Origin of the sequence: Phyllobacterium sp. CCNWLW109, from assembly GCF_037203905.1 — a bacterium.
Lineage (GTDB): Bacteria > Pseudomonadota > Alphaproteobacteria > Rhizobiales > Rhizobiaceae > Phyllobacterium > Phyllobacterium ifriqiyense.
This window is the reverse complement of sequence record NZ_JBBCBK010000002.1, coordinates 902,072-926,372: the sequence shown is the minus strand read 5'-3', so window position 1 is coordinate 926,372 and position 24,301 is coordinate 902,072. Positions and strand designations below refer to the sequence as shown.

The window sequence follows — 24,301 nt, the reverse complement described above, 5'->3', positions numbered from 1 at the left end:
TTGGGAAACCGTAGATGATTCCCGTACCTCGCTATAGTTGCGTAATTGAAGACTGCACACAAGAATCAAAGAAAGGCATTCCTATGACAATTCTCGAAATTGGTAACACACCTCCGGATTTTACGTTGCCGAAAGATGGTGGTGGCGCGATCACATTGTCAGCTCTACGCGGCGGCCCTGTGGTTCTGTACTTTTATCCCAAGGATGATACCAGCGGCTGTACACAAGAAGCCATTGAATTTTCTGGACTGAAAACCGAATTTGAAAAGTTGGGAGCAAAGGTCATCGGCATGTCGCCTGACCCCGTTAAAAAACACGACAAGTTTATCGCCAAGCACGATCTGAAAATCGCTCTGGTCGCGGATGAAGACAAAAAGATTGTTGATGCATATGGCCTCTGGGTTGAGAAAAGCATGTATGGCCGCAAATATATGGGAGTCGAACGTACAACAATTCTCATTGGTGCCGACGGCAAAATCGCAAAAATTTGGAACAAGGTCAAAGTTCCTGGTCACGCAGCCGAAGTATTGCAAGAAACCAAGGCTCTCATTGCCTGACAGCCATCGAAAGCATTGATATCTTGCACTTTATTAGAGTTTATTAACCTTACTGAAGTCTAATAATTGAAAGATTGAAGCTGCTAACAATGGTGTAGCCGCAGTGAAGAAACTTCAAAATCAACGTATCTTCAACGGTGCAAATGAGCCCCACACGATTATTGTCGCGCGGGGCGATACCATTCGCCATTTCACTTTGAAACCTTGGATGACGATTGCGGTGGGGACCCTCGCGATCGGACTGGCTGCTTGCTATCTGTTGGCCACATCCTATCTGGTCTTTCGTGACGACCTGATCCACGGCAGTGTTGCACGCCAAGCACGTCTGCAACAGGCTTATGAGGATCGCATCGCTGCGCTTCGAACGCAGCTGGATCGGGTAACAAGCCGCCAAATGCTCGATCAGAAGCTTATGGAAGGCAAAATAAGCGAACTCATTGATCGCCAGAAAATATTGAGCGAACAGAATAATCGTTTGGCACCTGTGCTCCAACGCGCGAGCGAAAGCCTACCCTTACAACTTCGGGCCGACAACACTGTTCCTGGCATTGATTCAGAAGAATCCGATGGATATTATGGAATTGATCCCATTATTACAGGTCCAACGACAACGAGCCGGAAGATCGTCCCGACTCAAGATAAGCCGTCAAAGCTTGGCGTTGATAAGGCTGAGCTGTTATTCGACCGTGTTGATTATTCACTTGGTAAACTTGAAACACTTCAAGCCAAGCGGGTGCAGGCATTATCAATTAAGGCTTATGAACGCGCGAATTCAATTAAAGGCGCACTTGCAAATGCAGGTATAACCTCTCCTGCGCTCGGCGAGCGGGCTGGCACCGGAGGGCCGTTGATCCTGGCAAATGCGAGCCAGGCTACCGATTTTGAGTCAAATATTTCTGATCTTGATGCTGCGCTTGTAGAGCTCGAGCAAGCTAAAACACTGGCGAACTCAACTCCCATCGCTCATCCTGTACCAGGCATGCCGGTTTCCAGCTCATTCGGTATCCGCAGAGACCCCCTGCTCGGGCTATTGGCATTCCATTCCGGCATGGATTTTCGAGCGGCAAGTGGAAGTTCTGTCTATGCCACGGCCAAGGGAACAGTTACTGCTGCCGATTATAATAGCAGTTATGGTAACATGATTGATCTCGACCACGATAATGGTCTTTCGACGCGCTATGGCCACTTGAGCCAGATTCTTGTAGCACCTGGGCAACAAGTCAATATCGGCGATGTCATTGGCAAAGCTGGCAGCACCGGGCGATCGACTGGCCCTCACCTTCACTACGAAGTCCGCAAAAGCGGTAATGCTGTAAACCCAGCCAGCTTTCTCAGCATCGGCCGCCAGATTGCAGCCGATCTATAGTAATCCTTAGGCGATATCTTCCACTTCGACATCGGTACCATGCACCCGGTGCGCAAGTGCGGCTTCCATGAACATATCGACTTCGCCGTCTAGCACATCCTGAGGACTGGTGCTTTCAACGCCTGTGCGCAGATCCTTCACCAATTGATAAGGCTGAAGAACGTATGAGCGAATTTGATGCCCCCAACCAATATCGGTTTTCGAAGCGGAAATGGCGTCAGCTGCTTGTTCGCGCTTCTCCAATTCAGCTTCATAGAGCCGCGCGCGCAACATTGACCATGCGGTTGCGCGGTTCTTATGCTGCGAACGTTCAGCCTGACACTGCACAACGATTCCAGTGGCAATATGCGTGATACGCACTGCGGAATCAGTGGTGTTTACGTGCTGGCCTCCGGCACCAGACGCACGATATGTGTCGATGCGCACATCTGCTTCCGTAACCGCGATGTCGATATTATCGTCAACAACGGGGTAGACCCAAATGCTGGAGAACGAAGTATGCCGACGTGCATTCGAATCGTAAGGCGAAATACGGACCAGCCGGTGCACACCCGACTCTGTCTTCATGAGACCATAGGCATTGTGTCCCTTAACGAGAATTGTCGCAGATTTAATACCTGCTTCTTCCCCGTAATGAACTTCCAGCAATTCCACCTTATAGCCCTTGCGTTCCGCCCAGCGCGTATACATGCGCAAAAGCATATTAGCCCAGTCCTGGCTTTCGGTACCACCGGCACCGGAATGCACTTCGACATAGGTATCGTTGGCATCGGCCTCGCCTGACAGGAGTGTATCAATCTGACGCCTGTCGACTTCGGTTTTAATGTCGCGGATAGCGGCCTCAGCTTCGTCGACAATGGACTTGTCGCCTTCCTCTTCGCCCATGGCGATCAACTCGATATTGTCTTCGAGCGTTTGCGACAATGTACGAATGGAATTGATGCTGTCTTCGACCTGTTGACGCTCACGCATCAATTTTTGTGCTTCCTGCGCGTCGTTCCATAGCGCAGGATCTTCTGCAAGCTGGTTCAGATAACCCAAACGTTTGATTGAAGTATCCCAGTCAAAGATGCCTCCTCAGCAGGCTTATGGCCTGCTTGATCTCATCGACCAGCGTCTCGATTTCGGCGCGCATGGGGTATTATTCCTTAAAGTTCATTCAAATTTCGGCGGACCATATTGACTGGTCCGCGCGATGTAAAGTCTTGAAAACTTCGACCAAGACACAAGGATTGAGGATCAGAAGAGTCCGCCGCCGCCGCCCTGTATTGCCCGGTTGACGTTAGGTGACTGAACTTCAACAGGTGAACCTTCGGAGAAAGTATCCATGCCGATAACTGAATAGCTGCCTGCTGGGCCAGTACCCGGCTTGAAAGCCTCCATTATGACATTGGCACCACCTTCGGACGCCTGCATACCAGTTTTACGATCAATAGGCAGAACCGTCATCCCGTCGGGTACCCGGAAATCAACTGACCTTTGATCTTTCAAGGCAGCTTCAGCAAAGGCCTTAAATACGGGAGCAGCAAGACCGCTACCTGTAAAACCGTGTCCCATGGGTTGAGGATTGTCGTACCCGAGATAAACGCCGAAAACGAGATCAGGCGTAAAGCCTATGAACCAGGCGTCTTTTTCATCATTCGTCGTTCCGGTCTTTCCAGCAATCGGACGGTTCAGACTCTTAAGAATAGTGGCAGTGCCGCGCTGGACCACGCCCTCCATCATGGAAGTAATCTGATAAGCAGTCATCGGATCGAGCACCTGATCCCGATCATCGATCAGTTCCGGTTCGTCCTGACCATTCCATTGTTCAGCGGAGCACTTTTCGCACTTGCGTTCGTCGTGCTTGAACACAGTCTTGCCGTAGCGGTCCTGAATGCGGTCAACCATGGAAGGCGTGATCTTGCGACCGCCATTGGCGATGATTGAATAGCCAGTTACCATACGCAAGACCGTCGTTTCGCCCGATCCAAGTGACATTGCCAGAACTGGCAGCATTTTGTCATAAATGCCAAAGCGTTCGGCGTATTCCGCAACGAGCTTCATGCCCATGTCCTGGGCAAGGCGAACAGTCATCAAATTGCGGGACTGTTCAATTCCGTAGCGCAGAGTCGATGGTCCAGCAAATTTGCCGCTGTAGTTCTTCGGTGCCCAAACGCCGAGGCTTCCACCTTGGTCAACCGAGATTGGTCCGTCGAGAACCACGGACGCCGGTGTATATCCATTATCGAGCGCTGCTGAGTAAACAAACGGCTTGAAGGAAGAACCTGGCTGGCGCATGGCCTGCGTTGCGCGATTGAACTCAGATTGAGCGAAGGAGAAACCGCCAACCATTGCGAGGACACGTCCTGTATGTGGATCCATCGCAACAGCACCACCTTCAATCTTGGGAATTTGGTGCAGATCGAATTCAGCCTCGCTGCCTTCTTTTTTCTGAACAAATACGACATCGCCGACTTTGAACACACCCTCCAGCGATTTGGCAGTGGTGCGCTTGTCACCGTCTATGATGCGGAACGCCCATTTGACATCATCAGCAGCGATTGTGCCCTGTGTGCGTTCCTGCACAACTTTGCCAGATGCATCCAGTTCCGGTCGCAATCCGATTACCGCCTGCTGCGGTGTAACTTCCAGAATAACGGCTAGCTTCCAATCCGGGACGTCCGAAAACTCTTTGATTTCGGAAAGTGGAATACCCCAATCACCTGCTGTCGAAATGGTTTTATATGCGCCGCGATAGCCTTTGCCTTCGTCAAACTTGAAGAGACCATGCTGCAATGCGGCGCGTGCCTGAACCTGCATTTTGGGATCGAGGGTGGTGCGGACAGACAGTCCGCCCTCATACAATGCATTCTCGCCATAACGTTGAATGATCTGGCGGCGCACTTCTTCAGTGAAATACTCCGACGCAAAGAGGTAATTGCCCGTGTGACGCGGTGTTACACCCAAAGGCTCAGTCTTTGCTTCCTTAGCTTCTTCCATCGTCACATAGCCATTTTCAGCCATGCGATCGATAACCCAGTTTCGGCGCTCAATTGCACGATCTGGCTGGCGGAAGGGATGATAGTTCGAAGGGCCCTTTGGCAGCGCGGCAAGATAGGCTGCCTGCGCGATAGTCAGTTCATTGACTGACTTGTTGTAGTAGGTGAGCGCCGCTCCGGCGATACCGTATGAGTTCAAACCGAAGAAAATCTCATTGAGATAAAGCTCAAGAATACGGTCCTTTGAATAGGCTTGCTCAATACGGAATGAAAGAATGGCTTCCTTGACCTTCCGGCCAATGGTCTGATCGTTACTGAGAAGAAAATTCTTGGCGACCTGTTGCGTGATGGTCGAAGCGCCTACAGGACGCCGTGCACCCCAGTTCTGGATATTTACGACAATGGCGCGCGCCAAACCGCTGATGTCGACACCTGGATGCTGATAGAAATTCTTGTCTTCGGCTGAGATAAAGGCGGCCTTCACCCGGTCCGGAACTGCCTGAATTGGCAGATATAGCCGGCGTTCCCGGGCAAACTCTGCCATCAGTTGCCCGTCCGATGAGTGAACCCGCGTCATAACTGGCGGTTCGTATTTCGCCAAAACCTCGTAGTCCGGCAAATCCTTGGAAATACTGACAACGTAAAGTGCCACGCCTGCGGCACCCAGCAGTGCCATCACCGTGCCGATTCCGAAAAAATATCCGATCAAGCGTATCATCTGTATCCGGAATCCAATTTACCCAGTTGGCATTTAACATTGCTGCATTTGAATTTATGCAGGTCGTGTTGCGGAAAACACCAACCCCCGAAGGGTTTTCCATATCCGGTATCACATTGGAGACGCCGGATGTTGCTGACGCAATTGGGCGACAAATGTGACAAAGGCAAGGACAACCCATCTGCGTTCACAATTTAAATACTAATTGTGGAGTTTCGGCAACGCACGCATGGATGAACTCACACGGCCTAATTCTGCGCGCCAGCAGTCTTTAATCCGGAAAATGCAGCGACTGCCGTTGCAAGTCTAGTTGCTACATGGGCGCGCCACGCCGGATCAAGCATGAGTTTTTCATCTTCAGCGTTCGACAAGTAGCCGATTTCAACCAGCACGGAAGGCACATCGGGGGCGCGCAAGACCTGAAATCCTGCAAATCTGTGCGGATTATTGATCATGTTCACTTCTTTTCTGAGCGAATCCACCACGTTTTTGGCAAACCTCAGCGAAAAATTATGGGTTTCACGCCGCGTCAGATCCATAAGGATGTCGGCAATCTCCGGCGCCTCACCGTCAAATGTAATACCTGCCACTGCATCGGCTCGATTTTCTCGATCCGCCATAGCGCGAGATTCGGCGTCAGAAGCCTTGTCGGAAACAGTATAAACCGTGGCACCGCGAATATTGCCCCGATTGATCGTATCCGCATGCAGCGAAATAAACAGATCCGCCTCATATTGGCGCGCAACACGAACCCTCTCGGTAAGCCGCAGGAATGTATCGTCCGTTCTGGTCATTTCGATGCGCATACCGGGTATTTTGGCAAGCTCGTCGCGCAATTGCTGGGCAAACATCAGCGTAACATTCTTTTCCATGATGCCGCCCGCGCTTTCCGCGCCACTATCGATGCCGCCATGCCCCGGATCAATGACCACGGTAAAAGGCTTGGCAGTTTTGTTCGTTTCGTCCGGCGTAGCAGCGACGACTCTATCCCGCGTTGGGGTGCTTTCAGTAGACGCGGTGGTAGCGTTCTGTGTTCTCAGATCTTCAGCAAATTTTCTATCTGAAGACGCGACGAGATCGGCAACCAGCCGGTAGCCAGGACTATTGTCGTTCTTGATGACATCAATACGCTCTACGGCGAAGGGACCCTTTAGGGAGAAAATGAGCCTGGAACGCTCCGAATCGAGCATTCCATAACGCACATCATCTACAAGCCCCCGTGATTCAACGGATTTTTTATCGAAGGCAAAAACGGTCTTTGGCATGTCCACGACAAGCCTGTGCGGATGGTCAAGCAACATGGTTGAGATATCGGGTTCACGGTCAAAATTGATAACAACGCGTGTGCGCAACTCATCACCAGCCGCCTGGTAGGTCAGAGCAGCCAATCCATCGGACGCATAAGAACTTCCAGTCGCCGATATAAAAATGAGTAAGCCTGCAAATGCGGCTACAACTATCCGACAGATCACATTCATCTCTTTACCGATCGAGACCAACTGGGGCGAATATCCCCGCGGGCGCCTCTTCTGTATCAGATCAGGCAGGTGCCTGCACCCCGCAGGGGCCATATCCTACAATATTAGGTAGAGAGCTATGGTTAATATTGTCTTATGGGCCGCATCCCGCACATTGAATCCTTCGTTGTTCAAATAGAATTTAAACAGGATGAGTTCCAACTCGCGGATGGCAAGACAGACGACCGTCCATGGTGCGAAGCTAAACCGAACATTCGATCCAAATTCTCTTCCAAAGAACGATCCTATTTAAACAAGAAAGACACTAGAATGACACGATTATGAAGAAGCCCTTGTCATAATGCAGCACACCTCCTAAAAGCAAAGGTGGGTTAGTTTCATGCCCCTTGGAATCAGGAACTTTAATGTCACGGCTAAGACCGGATGACAAAAGTACATGATCTGGAGTGGCGAGAGCGATTTCGCTGTGGCTAACCGAAAAAGAATTTGGCGCGAGCGGACAGGGAATGTCTGTAGCGCTTTTTGTGAACGGCAGATCGCCCGGACAAGGCGCATCACGCCAGCCCTATCAAGGGTGTTACCGCATGGTCCAGAAATCTACGATTTTTGAATCATGCAGAATCTTAAGTTTGTTACTGCGTCCTTAGTGCGTTTAAGGACGCACGACGCAGTAACGGGTCGGCACAGCGTGAAAAGCGTGCCATTCATGAGGTCGTTTCGTCAGGAACAGGAATGTTTGTAACAGACAGTATCATAACCGGCTTGCAAGCCGCGGTTGCCTCAGGGCAGCTTCGCGCGACGCCAGTTTTGTCTGTTCCTGCGAACTTTAATAAATCCGGCAAATGTGAACTCCCCGCGCCAGGAGCCCCACGGGCATCCTGGCTGTTGAGGGTTGCCAGCGTTTTAGCCGGGGAGAACAGATATAATGTCGGACAAAATGCTAATCGACGCCTCCCACCAGGAGGAAACACGCGTTGTCGTGGTTCGCGGCAATCGAATTGAAGAATTTGATTTCGAATCAGAACACAAGAAACAAATCAAAGGTAATATTTATCTTGCGCGAGTAACGCGCGTAGAGCCGTCTCTTCAGGCAGCTTTTGTGGAATATGGCGGCAACCGCCATGGTTTCCTGGCCTTTAGCGAAATTCACCCGGATTACTATCAGATCCCGGTTGCAGATCGTCAGGCTTTAATCGAAGCGGAAGCGGAAGCAGCCAGCCAAGATGAAGATCATGACGAAAACGCCAGCGAACAACGCACACGTGATCGTAATGATCGTGGCTCGCGTAATCGGCGGCGCGGACGCCGCGGTTCGCGTCAGGGCGACGATGCTGCAAAACTAGAGTCCGGCGATTCGGATGATAACACTGTGGCCGGTGAAGTCAGCGATGTTTCTGAAACATCTGAACAGCCCCACGTCGATCTGGAAGATAGTGATTCATCTGATAACGGCAACGGTCAGACCATGGCTGCAGCCATTGAGACGGACGTTATTTCAGAGGCAATCCAGTCTGATTTGGATGACGTGTCCCACGATGACGACAAGATCGTGGAATCGGAAGGTGGTCAAACACGCTCCAGGCGTTCACGCCACCGTTCGAACGACGATAAAGAAGAAGCACATGATGAGCTCGACGAAGTCGAGTCCGTTGGAGCCGAAGATGCCATGGAAGAGGTTCCAACGCATCAGCGCTTTCAGCGCCGTCAGTATAATATTCAGGACGTTATCAAGCGTCGTCAGATATTGCTGGTTCAGGTCGTTAAGGAGGAGCGCGGCAACAAGGGTGCTGCCCTTACAACCTATCTCTCTCTAGCCGGGCGCTATTCTGTGCTTATGCCAAATACTGCCCGCGGCGGTGGTATTTCACGCAAGATTACCAGCATTCAGGACCGCAAGCGCCTCAAGGATATAGTCAAGGATCTTGAAGTACCGAAAGGTATGGGTGTTATCCTACGCACTGCGGGCGCCATGCGCACGAAGCCTGAAGTCAAACGCGATTATGAATATTTGATGCGCCTTTGGGAAAATGTGCGCAGTCTTACTTTAGCATCCAGTGCACCTACCCTCGTTTACGAGGAAGGCAGCTTGATTAAGCGCTCAATCCGGGATCTTTACAATAAAGACATCACCGAGATTCAGGTGGCTGGCGAGAATGGCTATCGCGAAGCCAAGGATTTCATGCGCATGCTCATGCCGAGCCATGCAAAGGTTGTGCAGCCTTATCGTGACATGACGCCAATCTTTGCCCGCAATGGGATTGAGGCGCAACTCGACCGCATGCTGCAGCCGCAAGTCACGCTGAAATCGGGTGGCTATATTATCATCAATCAGACGGAAGCTCTGGTCGCGATTGATGTCAATTCCGGTCGCTCGACCCGAGAACATTCAATTGAAGACACAGCGCTCCAGACAAATCTTGAAGCAGCGGATGAAATAGCGCGCCAATTGCGTCTGCGCGATCTCGCCGGCCTCATCGTTATCGACTTCATCGATATGGAAGAGAACCGCAATAATCGTGCGGTTGAAAAGCGGATGAAGGATTGTCTTAAAGATGATCGCGCCCGCATCCAGGTTGGACGCATCTCGCATTTCGGATTGCTCGAAATGTCTCGACAGCGCATCCGCGCCAGTGTTCTGGAAAGCACGACACAGGTTTGCGCCATGTGTGGTGGCACGGGCCATGTTCGTTCCGCTTCATCAATAGCGTTACATGTTATGCGTTCAATTGAGGAATACTTGCTGCGTCATTCGCAGAACAACATCATTGTCCGCACAACAGTTGCAACGGCACTTTATGTGTTGAATCAGAAGCGTCAAAATCTTGCAGATCTTGAAGCTCGCTTTGGTTTGACTATCAGTATTGAGGCCGATGATAGCGTCGGTGCCCAGCATTTCGCCATCGACAAGGGTTCCTTGGCGGTCGGTCCAATTGTACCCCTCTCAGAAATGCAGGCACTTAATATCGCTGAAGATTTTGACGAGAGTGACCCGGTCATCGAAGAAGTTGACGACGAAACCGAAACCGTTTCGACTGAAACTTCGCGTTCAGACGATGACGCATCGCGTAAGCGTAAGCGTAAGCGGCGGCGGCGCGGCGGTCGTGATCGCCATGAAAACGGCGGTTCTGAACAAAGTGATCAGCCAATCGGCGAAGACGACTCCGATGATGCCGAGCAGCCACCTGTAGAGGGTGAAAACGCTGCTCAGGCAGCAGCCCGTGAAGAAGAAAATGAGCGTCGCAAGAAACGTCGTCGTGGACGTCGCGGCGGGCGCAAGAACAAGCGCTTTGATGAGGGTGACAATGCAAATCGTCCCCTTGTAAATGCGGTGCCGGACGCCGAGCCTGTTTTTGTCTCGATCCCTCTTCCAGATTTCTCCAAGGCCAAGCTTGCGGATGTTTCTGTTGTAATCGCAGAAGCGCCGGTAGTTGCCCCCGAAAACTCGGAAACGGTGGCCGCTGAAGCAATTGCTGCTGAGGAAACGCCAGTAAAAGCACCCACCAAGCGTCGTTCGCGTGCCAAAGCGAGCCCTGAAAAGGTTGAGACTGTTACTTCTGAAGTGCCTGCAAACGAAGCGGATGCAGAGACTCCGGCGAAGCCGAAGCGTGCGCCACGCAAACCTAGAAAAAAGGCTGAGACCACTGTTGTCGACGATGCTGTTGTTACGGAACCTATTGCCGCAGCGCCGGAACCGAAGAGCGAGCCGACACCCGAACCCGCAGTTGAGGCTGCTGCACCCAAAAAAGTTGAGGACAGCACGCCTGTCGTCACCTCTACTGGAAAAGATAAGAATGCTGATAACGAACCAGCTCCCAAAAAAGGCTGGTGGCAAAAGAAGGGCTTCTTTTAGAAACCCAAAAAATTCTTAGAATGAAGAGAAACCGGCAAATAGCCGGTTTTTCTTTTTGGCAAATATTTCATAAAAAAATCAAACTTTACCTAAATAAACCTAGTTTTGATATTTCAAGGAGCTTTTGAGAGCGCTCTTTCTTTCAAAGATTGATTTGGGTACGAATAGATATGATCGTATTACAAAAGACAGTTTTGTTTGGGTCCATCGCGAGTTTTATGCGCGGAGCCGTTGCCGTCGTCACAGCCAGTGTGGTTGGTATAATTCAGACTGGCAATGCATTCGCCCAGTCATCCTCTGTACCCATTGTTCGCGACGCTGAAATCGAGGCACTGGTCACAGACTATGCCGCACCGATTATCAAGACGGCTGGCCTCGGCAAACAGTCGATTAAAATCGTTCTGGTCAATAGTCCCAGCTTTAACGCGTTTGTCGATGGCCGACGCATATTTATCAATACCGGTGCGCTTCTTGAAGCCGAAACACCCAATGAAATCATCGGTGTATTGGCCCACGAGACAGGTCATCTGGCCGGAGGTCATCAGTTCAAACTGCGCGAACAGCTTGCAGCAGCAAAGACAATGGCCGTTGTTGCCGGCTTATTAGGCATTGGGGCTGCAATTGCCGGTGCTGCCAGCAAGCAAAGTGGTTTGGCTCAGGCTGGCGGTGGTATTGCCATGGGCGCTCCCGAAGCTGCAATGCGCAATCTTCTAAACTATCAGCGCACCGAAGAAGTGGCTGCTGATCGTTCCGCGATTACCTATCTGGCAAATACTGGTCAGTCTGCCAAAGGCATGTTGACGACATTCGAACGTTTCTCGAATGCCTTGTCCCTTACAGGAACGCGGGTTGATCCATACCGTATCAGCCATCCCATGCCACGTGAACGCATTGCCAATCTAGAGACATTGGCGCGGGGAAGTCCGAATTTCGATAAAAAGGACAGCCCGGCGCTGCAACAGCGACATGATCTTATGCGGGGCAAAATTGCCGCCTATACCGCCGGAGGAGCGAGAGTCCTTCAAACATTCCGCAAAGACCCAACCAACATTGGCGCGCGTTACGGAGACGCAATTGCGACTTTTCTCAATGGCTCTACAGAGTCGGCGCTCAGCAAGATCAATGCGTTGATTAAACAGCAACCCAAAAATCCCTATTTCGAAGAAATTCGCGGCGAAATATTATTGAAACAGAGCAAGCTTGATCAAGCCGCGAAAGCTTTCCAGAGGGCGAGCGATCTGGATCCGAGAAAGTCGAGTCTGATCAGGATGAATTACGGGCGAACATTGATGCTTACCGGGAAGCCCGATAATTTGAAAATCGCGGTGAGCGAGTTGAAGGCAAGTATTGGCCGCGACCGCGAATCACCCACAGGCTATGCTTATCTGGCGCAAGCTTATGGACAGCTTGGGGATGCGGCACGCTCCGATTTAGCGAGCGCCGAGGAAAAATACTATTCCGGGAAAATTCAAGACGCTCAAATCTTTGCGATCCGCGCCCAACGCGCCTTGCAAAAGGGCTCGCCCGAGTGGATACAAGCGCAAGACATAATCAATGCCAAGCGCGGTAAGAGCAAGTGATCTGCCAAGGGCAGGCAATCTGCCTACGGAATGAAAGGGACGAATAACATGACAAAAGCCCCACTCATCGGCATTGCCGCCGGGCTTATTGGTATCGGCGCTTTGGTATTGGGTTATCAAGCGGGCCGCTCGGAAATCGCGCTTGCTGCGCCTGAACCAGTAGCTATCGCAGCGCCCGCAATCGACCGCGCGGAGGTTGAGGGTATTGTCAGGAACTATCTGATCAACAACCCGGAGGTTATGATCGAAGTTCAAACAGCACTTAATGAAAAACAGGAAGCGGCTCAGCAAGCAGCTTCTACAGAAATAATCAGTGAGAATAACAACAAGATTTTTCAATCGCCGATGGATGCTGTTTTCGGAAATCCGAAGGGCGACGTTACGATAGTGGAGTTTTTCGATTATAATTGCGGCTACTGCAAAAAGGCCCTGCCAGATATGGACGCGCTCCTTAAAAGCGATCCCAATCTCCGATTTGTCATGAAAGAGTTTCCAATTCTTGGTCCGGATTCCACACGCGCTCATCTTGTTGCGAAGTCCTTTAAAACTCTGATGCCTGAAAAATATCTTGAATTTCACCGGGACCTTCTTGGCGCGGAGGGGCGCGCAACAGAAGAATCTGCGATGGCAATCGCCGTTAAATTGGGAGCCGATGAGGCCAAGATGCGCGAAACAATGAAGCAGCCCGAGATTGCCAATGCTTTCCGCACCAATTTCGAATTGGCGCAAAGCCTGAGCATTACCGGCACGCCCTCTTATATTATAGGCAATGAAGTTGTCCCCGGGGCACTAGGAGCAGATGCATTGGCGGAGAAAATCAGCCACATTCGCAACAAATAATTGTTGCTTCTTGCCAAAACGAATTGTGGACAAGCAATAAGGCGTATTTGCAGGCTTTCCGCGTGGCCGTAAGCCGTCTATATGGGACCAGAACCTTTAACCTGCCCGGTAAACATGAAAAAGCAAGTCTTCATCCTCAACGGCCCGAATCTCAACATGCTGGGAAAGCGTGAACCCGGGATTTATGGTGCAACGACATTGAGCGATATCGAAGCTATGTGTCGGGCCGAGGGCGAGGTTCTCGGTGTGGACATCGAGTTTCGCCAATCCAATCATGAAGGTGACCTGGTAAACTGGATTCAGGAAGCGGGAGAGCGCCGTGCTCTGGTGCTGATAAATCCCGCGGCCTACACGCATACTTCCATTGCGCTGCATGATGCCATTCGTGCTGCTGGTGTTATCCTGGTGGAAGTTCATATTTCAAACATTCACGCGCGCGAGTCATTCCGCCATCACTCTTACGTTTCCTCTTTGGCCAAAGGGGTGCTATGTGGCTTTGGAGTTGATGGCTATGTCATGGGTTTACGCGCACTCATCAAGCTGGCGCCGCAGTAATCGGCATTCGCCAAACAGTAATAAGGGGCTTGAACAAGCATGGCTACCAAAACTAACGGGATCGATAAGGTCATGATCCGCGATCTTGCGGAAATCCTGAACGAGACAGACCTTACAGATATCGAAATTGAACAGGGCGATCTTCGCATTCGCGTATCGCGGCAAATAACGATGCAGGCGAGTGCTCCTGTTTACGCACAGGCTCAGGCACCGGCGGCGGTTGCGCCCCCGGCTTCCGTGGCTGCGCCTGCTACTCCAGCCAGTGACCCATGGAAGAATGCGGTTCCTTCGCCCATGGTTGGCACAGTGTATTTGTCTCCTGCCCCTGGCGCTCGCGCATTTATCGAGGTTGGCACTCAGGTCAAGGAAGGTCAGACACTCCTGATCATCGAAGCCATGAAGACGATGAACCAGATCGCCTCACCTCGCGCTGGCACGGTTACCTCGATCCTCGTTTCAGACAGCCAACCGGTTGAGTATGGCGAGTTTCTGGTCGTTATCGAATAGACGGAACCGTTATTAGATCGAGAGCGCAATGTTTCAGAAAATACTCATAGCCAATCGCGGTGAAATTGCCCTGCGCGTGCTTCGCGCATGCAAAGAGCTTGGCATTCAAACGGTTGCCGTCCATTCCACCGCCGACGCAGATGCCATGCATGTACGTCTCGCCGACGAAAGCGTCTGTATTGGACCGCCGCCTTCACGTGATAGCTATCTGAATATTCATCAGATCGTTGCTGCATGCGAAATCACCGGGGCAGATGCAATTCATCCCGGTTATGGCTTTCTTTCGGAGAATGCAAAGTTCGCAGAAATTCTTGAAGCGCATAATATTACCTTCATTGGACCGACCGCAGCTCATATCCGTATCATGGGCGACAAAATCGAAGCCAAGCGGACTGCAAAACGTCTTGGCATTCCCGTCGTCCCTGGCTCTGATGGCGGCGTGACGGATGACGCTGAAGCAGCGCGTATTTGCGCCGAGATCGGTTATCCGGTCATCATCAAAGCTTCGGCTGGTGGCGGTGGGCGCGGCATGAAGGTCGCGCTCAACGAGGACGAGCTTTCAGTTGCTCTGTCGACTGCACGTTCTGAAGCTGGCGCAGCTTTTGGCGATGATGCGGTCTATATTGAAAAATACCTACAGAAGCCACGCCACATCGAAGTTCAGATCATGGGCGACGGCTTCGGTAATGCCGTGCATCTCGGTGAACGCGACTGTTCGCTACAGCGCCGCCACCAGAAGGTATGGGAAGAAGCAAACTCTCCTGCCCTGAATTCCGATGCACGCGAAAAGATCGGTATGATCTGCGCCAATGCCATGGCCGATATGGGCTATCGCGGTGCGGGTACGATCGAGTTTCTTTATGAAAATGGCGAGTTCTATTTCATCGAAATGAACACACGCCTTCAGGTTGAGCATCCAGTGACCGAAGCCATAACCGGCATTGATCTTGTTCACGAGCAGATACGTGTTGCCTCTGGCGGCGGCCTTTCAGTCAAGCAGGAAGATATCCGTTTTTCTGGCCATGCGATTGAATGCCGGATCAACGCAGAAGATCCTCGGACGTTCACGCCGTCTCCAGGCAAGATCACGCATTGGCACACGCCGGGCGGGCTTGGTATCCGTGTCGATTCGGGTGTCTATACGGGTTATAAAATCCCGCCATATTATGATAGCCTCATCGGCAAGCTCATCGTGCACGGCCGCAATCGCGTCGAATGTATGATGCGTCTACGCCGTGCGCTCGATGAATTTGTCGTCGATGGGGTTAAGACAACCCTGCCCCTATTTCAGGATTTGATTAACAACCCTGACATTGCCAATGGCGACTATGATATTCACTGGCTTGAAAAATATTTGGCTGGTGATGCTCCAGTTACGGCCGAAGAATAATTCAAGGCGTAAGCATGGCGGGTAACAACCCGGAAAAATCATTGATACTGGACCCCGAATTGCTGCTTCGTGCATATGCAACCGGGGTCTTTCCTATGGCAGAAGAGGCGGACAATCCGGAAATCTTCTGGGTTCGCCCCGAAAAGCGCGGTATTATCCCGTTCGAAAACTTCCACGTCTCGCGTAGTCTGCGCAAAACGGTGCGTAAGGCACTTTTTGATATTCGCTATGATACGGATTTCGCCGGCGTAATTGATGGTTGCGCAAGTGGTAGCGGCGAGCGTGCTCGCACGTGGATAAACCAGCCAATTCGCGAAGCCTATGGCAAGCTGTTCAAGCTTGGCTATTGTCATACGGTCGAAGCCTGGCGCGATGGCCGGCTCGTGGGTGGACTTTACGGAATATCTCTTGGTTCTGCCTTCTTTGGCGAAAGCATGTTTTCACGAGAGCGTGATGCTTCAAAGGTCTGTCTCGTTCATCTGGTTAGCCATTTGATCGAAAAGAACTTCACGCTGCTGGATACACAGTTTACCACCAATCATCTTGAGACGTTTGGCGCTGTTGAAGTACCCCGCCGCCAGTACCAGAAGATGCTGGAGAACGCGCTCACCCAGCCTGCTGAGTTTTGACCTAAAAATATTTTCGTCACGGAGTAGGATTTATAGTTTTTCATTCGTCCTTTGACCGGGAATAAACCCAACAGGAGAACTCTGATGAAAATCAATGCTTATCTCAATTTCGATGGAAAATGCGAAGAGGCTTTCAAGTTTTATGAAAGCGCTCTGGGCGGTAAGATAGAAGCGATTATCCGCTATGATGAAATGCCGGAGGGCGGAGACTTCCCACCTGAATCGGCAAAGAACGTCATGCACGCCTTATTGACGATAGGCGACAATGTATTGATGGGATCGGACGCACCGCCGCCCTATTTCCAAAAAGCACAAGGCATGACGGTCGCGATCAATGTTGACACGCCTGATGAAGCAAAACGTTTGTTTGCAGATCTTTCAAAAGATGCAGAGGGCGTGATGATGCCTCTTGGTGAGACATCATGGGCTCAGCAGTTTGCAATGTTTACGGATCGCTTTGGTACACCGTGGATCGTTAATTGCGCAAAACCAATGCACACAGCATGAAATGAATCTAGCTTTTGTCGGGCGCGGGTATGTCCGACTTTAGCTTACAAGATTTTAGCCAGACGTCATAGACCGGGTGCTCGACAGCGTTCAGCCCCGGGCTATCCGCGAACATCCAACCAGAAAAAATCTTGCGAATTTTCCGGTCTAGCGTGATCTCATCCACTTCCACGAAGGTGTCAGTTTTTGGTGCTTCCGTGTCGGGACGCGTGTAACAAACGCGGGGCGTCAATTGTAATGCGCCAAACTGCACCGTCTCGTTGATGTAGACATCAAAGGTTGTGATCCGCCCGGTGATCTTGTCAAGGCCGGAAAATACGGCAATTGGGTTAGCAATCTTTTCCTGAGCCAACCCCACAGTAGGATAGCTCGCAACCATGGCGATACCCGCAAACAGTACGCTGACAATTTGAGAGAAGGGAAAGAACTGGGTCAGACGGATCATTTCACTTCCGGTTTAGCGGGACGACAAAGGGGGCATTTCCCCCTCGTCGATAAAGATTAATTGTGGCGACAAAAAATCAGCCTAGCTGCCTGGTGTCCAAGCATCGTAATCGCCAGTAACAGTCGGTCGATTATCGCCATGGGCGATCGAACCCTTTGGCCGGTATGCCGCAGAAGAGCCCGTCAAATTCTGCTGATGATTCTTTTCCCACGGATGTGGCTGGTAATCTTCCTGAGAAGGCGCTGTCGCAACGCGGTGATGCATCCATCCATGCCATCCGGCAGGAATGGCCGACGCCTCTGCATATCCATTATAAATCACCCAGCGGCGCTTACGGCCCTCTGAATCGAAGGTACCTTCATAGTAAACATTACCAAACTGGTCTTCGCCAACCTTCGTGCCCTTGCGCCACGTAAAGAAACGCGTGCCGATGGTCTGGCCGTTCCACCATGTGAAAATCTGGGTAATGAGGTTTTTCATGGCAATCCTGCTTGCAACGAAGTCATTTTGTTACCGGGTTTATGGCCGTATCATTGGCTGATAGCAAGGGTCAAGTTGACGCTGGACCTGCTTGTAGTTTCAACTTGAAGCCCGCATGAGATTTCTTGAAACCCAGCCTTTCATAAAAACGATGGGCGTCCTGCCGTTGATTGTTCGATGTCAATTGTGCTGAAGCAGCACCCCGTTGACACCCGATCTGAAGACAATGTGTAATTAATAGCGCTCCAATGCCCTTGCCGCGCATATCAGCACGGGTCTGGACCGCTTCGATTATCATGCGTGTGCTCCCACGCCCAACAAGTGACGTTACGAATGTCACTTGTGCCGTTGCAACAATTTCACCGCTCATGATTCCAACAAAAATCAGATCATTCGGGCTATTTTGAATTGCGGCAAAGGCACTCTCATAGATGGGAAGAGCGGCAATATCCGTGGTGTCATTATGGCCGCCAACGACATCATCTGCAAACAATGCAACAAGCGCAGGCAAATCCTCAATCGTTGCTTCCCGAAAGCTCAAACCACTTTCGATGTTCATGGCGCCAGTTCATACCCAGTCAAAGACTTTTCGAGAACGATTACCGAAATACCCGAATTGGGTTGGCCCCAATCATCGATCTTGGTGCTGGTTTTCTCAAACCCTCTGCTCTCATAAAACTCAACAGCATTCCGATTCTTGTCGATTACTTCCAGCTGTAAAGCGAATACACCGGGAAATGCACTTTCAACCTCGGCGAGCAACAGAGAGCCGACACCTTTTTTCTGATGCTCGGGATGAACATAAAGCTGATTCAGGATCGAAAGCTTGTGATCTTTTTGCGAAGCATAGGCCATACCGAGAATGTCGGCGCCATCATCCGCAATAATGAATTCCGAGTAAGGCTTGGCCAATTGTTTTTTGAGCGCCTCCAACGAGTGATAGCGAGATGTGATCTCGTTGACCCTTTCAACGCCGTAGACATCGTCATAGGTCGCATGCCAAGTTTCGACCAGCAAGTCGTGAACAGCGTTCAGATCTTCCTTGGTTGCGCTGCGAACCCACATTTATTCTGTCATCCCAAGCTTGGCTTTGACTAGATCGCTGAGAACCTGCGGGTTGGCTTTGCCGCCCGTCGATTTCATCACCTGCCCGACGAACCAGCCTGCAAGGCTGGGCTTAGCCTTTGCCTGTTCGACTTTATCAGGATTTGCAGCGATGATTTCATCAACGGCCCGTTCTATGGCTCCGGTATCCGTGACCTGTTTCATGCCTCGGCTTTCGACCACTTCTCTTGGATCGCCGCCTTCGTTCCAGATAATCTCGAACAGATCCTTGGCAATCTTACCGGAAATCACGCCTTCCTTGATGAGGTCAATTATCGCCCCGAGCTGATCCGGTGAAACTGGCGATTCTTCAATGCCTTTTCCTGCCTTGTTCAAGGCTCCGAGAAGATCATTAATTACCCAGTTGGCTGATAACTTGCCATCACGACCTTTGGCAACCGCTTCATAATAATCGGCAATCGCCTTTTCAGTAACAAGAATAGAAGCGTCGTAAACGGATAGCCCAAGACTGGATACCAGCCGCGCCTTCTTGTCATCAGGTAATTCCGGCAGATCAGCCTTCAACTCGTCAACATAGGCCTGCGTGAATTCGAGCGGCAGCAAATCTGGATCGGGGAAGTAGCGATAATCATGCGCCTCTTCTTTCGAACGCATCGAACGTGTTTCGCCCTTGGACGGATCAAACAGTCGAGTTTCCTGATCGATGGAACCGCCATCTTCGAGAATAGCTATCTGGCGGCGGGCCTCATATTCGATCGCTTGACCGACGAAGCGGATGGAGTTCACATTCTTGATCTCGCAGCGCGTGCCAAATTCCCCGCCTGGCTTACGGACAGAAACGTTAACGTCGGCCCGCATGGAACCTTCATCCATGTTTCCATCGCAAGTGCCCAGATATCGCACGATAGTACGCAACTTGGTCAGATAGGCTTTGGCCTCGTCCGACGAGCGCATATCGGGTTTGGATACGATTTCCATCAACGCAACGCCAGAGCGGTTTAGATCCACATAAGACATTGTGGGGTTCTGATCATGGAGCGACTTGCCAGCATCCTGTTCCAAATGCAGGCGCTCAATACCGATTTCTATATCTTCAAACTCGCCTTTCTTATCGGGACCGACCGAAATGATCATCGTGCCTTCGCCGACGATTGGCTGCTTGAACTGTGAAATCTGATAGCCTTGCGGCAAATCAGGATAAAAGTAATTCTTACGGTCGAATACGGATTTCAGGTTGATTTGCGCTTTCAGGCCAAGACCGGTGCGAATAGCCTGGCGCACACACCATTCATTGATAACCGGAAGCATGCCGGGCATAGCAGCATCTACCAGCGATACGTTCTCATTGGGGCCTGCACCGAATGTCGTGGACGCACCGGAAAACAGCTTTGAATTAGACGTTACCTGGGCATGGACTTCCATACCGATGACGATTTCCCAATCGCCTGTGGCACCTGAGACAAAACGCTTGGGTTCGGGCGTGCGGGTATCAACAAGAGTCATGCTGGTCTGTCGTTCCTGGCTGAAAATATCTGAATACTGGCTAGTGCAATCCGGCTTATGAGGCAAGTGATTCTGACGTTTTCGGTCGGGATGTTCGTATCTTCCATCACCCCGCATATAGTTATACGCTCGAAACGTTCAACGACCAGTACCACCACAATCATAGCGACGGGAATTTGGGAGAAGAGATATGATCATGCTTTTGCCCGTTCTAACGATGCTTGCTGCCCTGGGAAGCGGCATCATGGCTGGCCTTTTCTTCGCATTCTCCAGCTTCATCATGACGGCATTTTCAAAACTTCCGCCCGAACAGGGCATTGCGGCAATGAATTCAATCAACGTGACAATCCTAAATGCTACATTTGGCATGGCCTTCTTCGGTACAGCCCTACTTTGTATTGTGCTGGGCATTGCCAGCATCGTGCTTTGGTCGCAGCCAGGATCTGCGTGGTTGCTCATAGGTAGTTTGCTTTACCTGATCGGCGTCATCGCTATTACCGTAGTGTTTAATGTTCCACTCAATGATGCACTTCAAGCCATCTTACCGGCGAGTCCGGAAGGCACGGCACTGTGGACACGTTATTTTGCAGAGTGGGTACCATGGAATCATGTACGCACCTTTGCCAGCACAGGATCGTTAATTGCGTTTATTCTGGCCTATGGGAAGCTGAACGCTGTCTAACAAGGTTGCACTCTTTGACAGCCACTCTGCACACCATTATATAAACGCCATCCACGATGGAGTTTTTATGTTCAATCAGTCTGAGTCCCGCTAAAGCCCCGACTTCTCTGAAGTCAGGGGCATGAAAATAGGAGCCCCGAGCCAATTTAAACCGGCTGCGGATGTGTTCTCATGGGCATTTGCCCGTTTTCCAGGACTCAACAAATGGACATTTCGCGCGATGAACAGCGCATTCTTCACTTGCTCGCTCAAGGCGGTAAAATTCTGCTTGAAAAGGACGAGGACAAAACCATTCGGGATATCATCTGCCTTACACGCGATGGTGCCCGCTATACTGCCTGCAATTTAAGGCTGTTTCGCAAACTGAAACAAAAAAAGGCCATAGCCTCTTCGGGCGGTGGACCTTATCGGGTAACGCGACGGGGCCTGCAACTGGTCCGGTCGGAACTCGACAATCGCTGAAGCTGAGGGCTGGTGGCGGAAAACTGCCGCCAGCCCTCACAGCGTCACGTACCAGGCTTGATCGGGCATTTTTCAGTGGTTCCCTGTTCTTTTTTCTCTCGAACACGGTGTATTCCCGTTGCAAATTGCTCTAAGAGAACCGCTTAACACACAACGGAACTGATATTGCTCATGGGTCTTTCCAACACTGTTCAGATCACACCGGAACTAATTGCCTCGCACGGGCTGAAGCCGGATGAATATCAACGCATTCTCGATCTGATCGGACGCGAGCCCAGCTTTACAGAGCTTGGTATTTTCTCCGCCATGTGGAACGAGCATTGTTCCTACAAGTCGTCCAAGAAATGGCTTCGTACATTGCCGACCACCGGTCCCCAGGTTATCCAAGGTCCCGGCGAAAATGCTGGCGTCGTAGACATTGGTGACGGCGATTGCGTGGTTTTCAAAATGGAAAGCCATAACCACCCCTCCTATATTGAACCCTATCAAGGCGCTGCAACAGGCGTTGGCGGTATCTTGCGTGATGTATTCACCATGGGTGCCCGCCCGATTGCTGCCATGAATGCATTGCGCTTCGGCGAACCTGCACATCCCAAGACCCGTCATCTTGTATCGGGCGTGGTTGAAGGCGTTGGCGGATACGGCAATTCCTTCGGAGTGCCGACCGTAGGCGGCGAGGTCAATTTCGATGCGCGCTATAATGGCAATATTCTTGTAAACGCTTTTGCTGCCGGTTTGGCCAAAACCGATGCGATTTTCCTGTCGGAAGCCAAGGGGGTTGGCCTTCCTGTCGTTTATCTCGGAGCTAAAACCGGACGCGACGGCGTTGGCGGCGCAACGATGGCTTCTGCCGAATTTGACGAGTCAATCGAAGAGAAGCGCCCTACCGTTCAGGTTGGTGACCCCTTTACTGAAAAGTGTCTGCTGGAAGCTTCACTTGAATTGATGGCTTCGGGCGCTGTTATCGCTATTCAGGACATGGGCGCTGCGGGTCTGACCTGCTCTGCTGTTGAAATGGGTGCCAAGGGCAACCTCGGTATCGAACTCATTCTGGACAAAGTTCCCGTACGTGAAGAGCGTATGACCGCTTATGAGATGATGCTGTCCGAAAGCCAGGAGCGCATGCTTATGGTTTTGCGCCCGGAAAAAGAAGAAGAAGCCCAGGCCATTTTCAAGAAATGGGGGCTGGATTTCGCCATCGTAGGGTATACGACCGACGACCTTCGCTTTCGCGTCATTCATCAGGGCGAGGAAGTTGCCAACCTCCCCATCAAGGATCTCGGCGATCAGGCTCCGGAATATGACCGCCCATGGATGGAACCGGGCAAGCACGCTCCGCTGCCAGCTTCAAACGTTCCACAGGTTGAAGATTATAACGCAGCATTATTGCAGATGCTTAATTCGCCAGATTTGTCATCGCGCCGCTGGGTGTACGAGCAATATGACACGCTCATTCAAGGCAACTCACTACAATTACCGGGTGGCGATGCTGGCGTGGTTCGCGTCGAAGGTCATCTTACCAAAGCACTCGCATTTTCATCAGACGTCACGCCGCGTTATTGCGAGGCTGATCCATATGAAGGTGGCAAGCAGGCTGTCGCTGAATGCTGGCGCAATCTTACAGCTGTTGGCGCCGAACCTCTCGCCGCCACCGATAATCTCAATTTTGGTAATCCGGAACGACCGGAGATCATGGGCCAGTTGGTTAAAGCTATTGGCGGCATAGGCGACGCTTGCCGTGCGCTCGCCTTCCCGATCGTTTCGGGCAATGTCTCACTCTATAATGAAACAAATGGACAAGCCATTTTGCCAACCCCGACCATTGCTGGCGTCGGACTGATCCCTGATTGGTCCAAGATTGCCAAGATAGGCGGCATGGCAAACGGAAATATCTTGATCCTCATCGGCACAGACGGCAGCCATCTTGGGCAGTCGATTTATTTGCGCGATCTTCATGGTCGCTCAGATGGACCGGCTCCCAATGTCGATCTCGCAGTCGAGAAGAGGAATGGCGATTTCGTCCGCTCCGCAATACGCAATGGCCAGGTTACTGCCTGCCATGACTTATCGGATGGCGGACTTGGCATCGCTCTGGCTGAAATGTGCATGGCCTCTGGCAAAGGTGCATCTGTTTCGGTTGGTGAAGATGCCCCGCATGCCCTGCTCTTTGGTGAGGATCAGGCTCGGTATATTATCGCCGTGCCCGCCGATATGGCAAACTTCGTAACGCTCAATGCTGAGGGCTCGGGCATTCCGTTCCGCAAGCTTGGCGTCGTAGAGGGCAATGCATTGACGATCGGAGAGTTGGTCTCCATATCAGTAGCAGACCTGACAAATGCCCACGAATCGTGGTTCCCTGACTATATGAACGGTCCGGCGAACCAAAAAGATCAGGCCGCCTGAGGAGAACGACACATGGCAATGGACGCGCGTGATATCGAAAAAATGATTCAAGACGCCATTCCCGATGCGAAGATTACCATCCGCGATCTGGCGGGTGACGGAGACCACTATGCTGCTGAGGTTGTCGCTGAGAGCTTTCGGGGCAAGTCACGAGTTCAGCAGCACCAGATGGTCTATGATGCATTGAAGGGCAATATGGGCGGTGTGCTGCATGCCCTCGCCCTGCAGACCAGCGCACCGGAATAAACCAATTCGGGAACACCGAGCCTTGTTTTGCCAGAATTGAAGCGCTATTTGTTAGGA

Annotated in this window: 22 protein-coding genes; 14 read left to right on the top strand and 8 right to left on the bottom strand. The window is 51.3% G+C overall.

The window, feature by feature from the left end; genetic code table 11:
* The first annotated feature begins 83 nt into the window (after window positions 1-83).
* Together V9K92_RS09815 and V9K92_RS09810 are read left to right on the top strand one after the other, a co-directional pair.
* Window positions 84-557 carry a peroxiredoxin gene (locus V9K92_RS09815; protein ID WP_115052174.1) on the top strand — a complete coding sequence of 158 codons (474 nt, stop codon included), beginning with the start codon at window positions 84-86 and terminating at the stop codon, window positions 555-557.
* A 103-nt stretch (window positions 558-660) separates the two neighbouring features.
* Window positions 661-1,923 carry a M23 family metallopeptidase gene (locus tag V9K92_RS09810; RefSeq protein WP_337353872.1) on the top strand — a complete coding sequence of 421 codons (1,263 nt, stop codon included), beginning with the start codon at window positions 661-663 and terminating at the stop codon, window positions 1,921-1,923.
* A 6-nt stretch (window positions 1,924-1,929) separates the two neighbouring features.
* Here V9K92_RS09810 and prfB read toward each other — a convergent pair.
* The 3 genes from prfB to V9K92_RS09795 all read right to left on the bottom strand — a co-directional run bounded on the left by prfB (window position 1,930) and on the right by V9K92_RS09795 (window position 7,100).
* Window positions 1,930-3,058, bottom strand: a protein-coding gene (prfB, locus tag V9K92_RS09805; RefSeq protein ID WP_337353871.1) for a peptide chain release factor 2 whose coding sequence is annotated in 2 segments (ribosomal slippage) — window positions 1,930-2,988 and window positions 2,990-3,058 — 1,128 coding nt in all. Because the reading frame shifts where the segments join, the coding sequence is not laid out codon by codon here.
* 104 nt (window positions 3,059-3,162) lie between these two features.
* Complete coding sequence (locus V9K92_RS09800; RefSeq protein ID WP_115051652.1) at window positions 3,163-5,622, bottom strand: penicillin-binding protein 1A; 2,460 nt, start codon at window positions 5,620-5,622, stop codon at window positions 3,163-3,165.
* Between the two features lie 248 nt (window positions 5,623-5,870).
* Complete coding sequence (locus V9K92_RS09795) at window positions 5,871-7,100, bottom strand: N-acetylmuramoyl-L-alanine amidase (RefSeq protein ID WP_307284385.1); 1,230 nt, start codon at window positions 7,098-7,100, stop codon at window positions 5,871-5,873.
* Window positions 7,101-8,025: 925 nt separating this feature from the next.
* Here V9K92_RS09795 and V9K92_RS09790 point away from each other — a divergent pair.
* The 8 genes from V9K92_RS09790 to V9K92_RS09755 all read left to right on the top strand — a co-directional run bounded on the left by V9K92_RS09790 (window position 8,026) and on the right by V9K92_RS09755 (window position 16,958).
* Window positions 8,026-10,950 carry an Rne/Rng family ribonuclease gene (locus tag V9K92_RS09790; RefSeq protein WP_337353870.1) on the top strand — a complete coding sequence of 975 codons (2,925 nt, stop codon included), beginning with the start codon at window positions 8,026-8,028 and terminating at the stop codon, window positions 10,948-10,950.
* Between the two features lie 170 nt (window positions 10,951-11,120).
* Window positions 11,121-12,530 (top strand): M48 family metalloprotease, encoded by a 1,410-nt coding sequence (locus V9K92_RS09785; RefSeq protein ID WP_337353869.1) that lies wholly within the window; start codon window positions 11,121-11,123, stop codon window positions 12,528-12,530.
* A gap of 48 nt (window positions 12,531-12,578) precedes the next feature.
* Window positions 12,579-13,370 carry a DsbA family protein gene (locus tag V9K92_RS09780; protein WP_115052176.1) on the top strand — a complete coding sequence of 264 codons (792 nt, stop codon included), beginning with the start codon at window positions 12,579-12,581 and terminating at the stop codon, window positions 13,368-13,370.
* Between the two features lie 114 nt (window positions 13,371-13,484).
* Entirely contained in the window at window positions 13,485-13,925 is a 441-nt protein-coding gene (aroQ, locus tag V9K92_RS09775) for a type II 3-dehydroquinate dehydratase (RefSeq protein WP_337353868.1), read from the top strand.
* Between the two features lie 39 nt (window positions 13,926-13,964).
* A complete protein-coding gene (gene accB, locus V9K92_RS09770) occupies window positions 13,965-14,432 on the top strand; it encodes an acetyl-CoA carboxylase biotin carboxyl carrier protein (RefSeq protein WP_337353867.1) in 468 nt (155 codons plus the stop codon).
* A gap of 28 nt (window positions 14,433-14,460) precedes the next feature.
* Complete coding sequence (accC, locus tag V9K92_RS09765) at window positions 14,461-15,822, top strand: acetyl-CoA carboxylase biotin carboxylase subunit (protein ID WP_115051658.1); 1,362 nt, start codon at window positions 14,461-14,463, stop codon at window positions 15,820-15,822.
* A 14-nt stretch (window positions 15,823-15,836) separates the two neighbouring features.
* Complete coding sequence (gene aat / locus V9K92_RS09760; protein WP_336441857.1) at window positions 15,837-16,451, top strand: leucyl/phenylalanyl-tRNA--protein transferase; 615 nt, start codon at window positions 15,837-15,839, stop codon at window positions 16,449-16,451.
* A gap of 84 nt (window positions 16,452-16,535) precedes the next feature.
* Window positions 16,536-16,958 (top strand): VOC family protein, encoded by a 423-nt coding sequence (locus V9K92_RS09755; protein ID WP_337353866.1) that lies wholly within the window; start codon window positions 16,536-16,538, stop codon window positions 16,956-16,958.
* A 7-nt stretch (window positions 16,959-16,965) separates the two neighbouring features.
* Here V9K92_RS09755 and V9K92_RS09750 read toward each other — a convergent pair whose 3' ends face one another.
* The 5 genes from V9K92_RS09750 to gatB form a co-directional block, all read right to left on the bottom strand.
* Window positions 16,966-17,337, bottom strand: a complete 372-nt coding sequence (locus V9K92_RS09750; protein WP_307286496.1) for a DUF2155 domain-containing protein — start codon at window positions 17,335-17,337, stop codon at window positions 16,966-16,968.
* A 147-nt stretch (window positions 17,338-17,484) separates the two neighbouring features.
* Complete coding sequence (locus V9K92_RS09745; RefSeq protein ID WP_337353865.1) at window positions 17,485-17,883, bottom strand: NADH:ubiquinone oxidoreductase subunit NDUFA12; 399 nt, start codon at window positions 17,881-17,883, stop codon at window positions 17,485-17,487.
* Between the two features lie 70 nt (window positions 17,884-17,953).
* A complete protein-coding gene (locus V9K92_RS09740) occupies window positions 17,954-18,442 on the bottom strand; it encodes a GNAT family N-acetyltransferase (protein WP_337353864.1) in 489 nt (162 codons plus the stop codon).
* Window positions 18,439-18,948: a GNAT family N-acetyltransferase gene (locus V9K92_RS09735; RefSeq protein ID WP_115051663.1), complete on the bottom strand. Its 510-nt coding sequence runs from the start codon at window positions 18,946-18,948 to the stop codon at window positions 18,439-18,441. Before V9K92_RS09735 ends, V9K92_RS09740 begins: the two co-directional genes overlap by 4 nt.
* On the bottom strand, window positions 18,949-20,451 hold the full coding sequence (gene gatB, locus V9K92_RS09730; protein WP_337353863.1) for an Asp-tRNA(Asn)/Glu-tRNA(Gln) amidotransferase subunit GatB: 1,503 nt from the start codon (window positions 20,449-20,451) through the stop codon (window positions 18,949-18,951). It lies immediately after the preceding gene.
* Window positions 20,452-20,641: 190 nt separating this feature from the next.
* On the opposite strand from gatB, the gene V9K92_RS09725 reads away from it, so the two are divergent.
* The 4 genes from V9K92_RS09725 to V9K92_RS09710 all read left to right on the top strand — a co-directional run bounded on the left by V9K92_RS09725 (window position 20,642) and on the right by V9K92_RS09710 (window position 24,244).
* Entirely contained in the window at window positions 20,642-21,133 is a 492-nt protein-coding gene (locus V9K92_RS09725) for an anthrone oxygenase family protein (RefSeq protein WP_337353862.1), read from the top strand.
* A gap of 204 nt (window positions 21,134-21,337) precedes the next feature.
* Window positions 21,338-21,595: a YjhX family toxin gene (locus V9K92_RS09720; RefSeq protein WP_115051666.1), complete on the top strand. Its 258-nt coding sequence runs from the start codon at window positions 21,338-21,340 to the stop codon at window positions 21,593-21,595.
* 171 nt (window positions 21,596-21,766) lie between these two features.
* Window positions 21,767-23,998, top strand: coding sequence for a phosphoribosylformylglycinamidine synthase subunit PurL (purL, locus tag V9K92_RS09715; protein WP_337353861.1), 2,232 nt, complete (start codon window positions 21,767-21,769; stop codon window positions 23,996-23,998).
* Between the two features lie 12 nt (window positions 23,999-24,010).
* A complete protein-coding gene (locus tag V9K92_RS09710) occupies window positions 24,011-24,244 on the top strand; it encodes a BolA/IbaG family iron-sulfur metabolism protein (protein WP_008120822.1) in 234 nt (77 codons plus the stop codon).
* Window positions 24,245-24,301 lie beyond the last annotated feature (57 nt).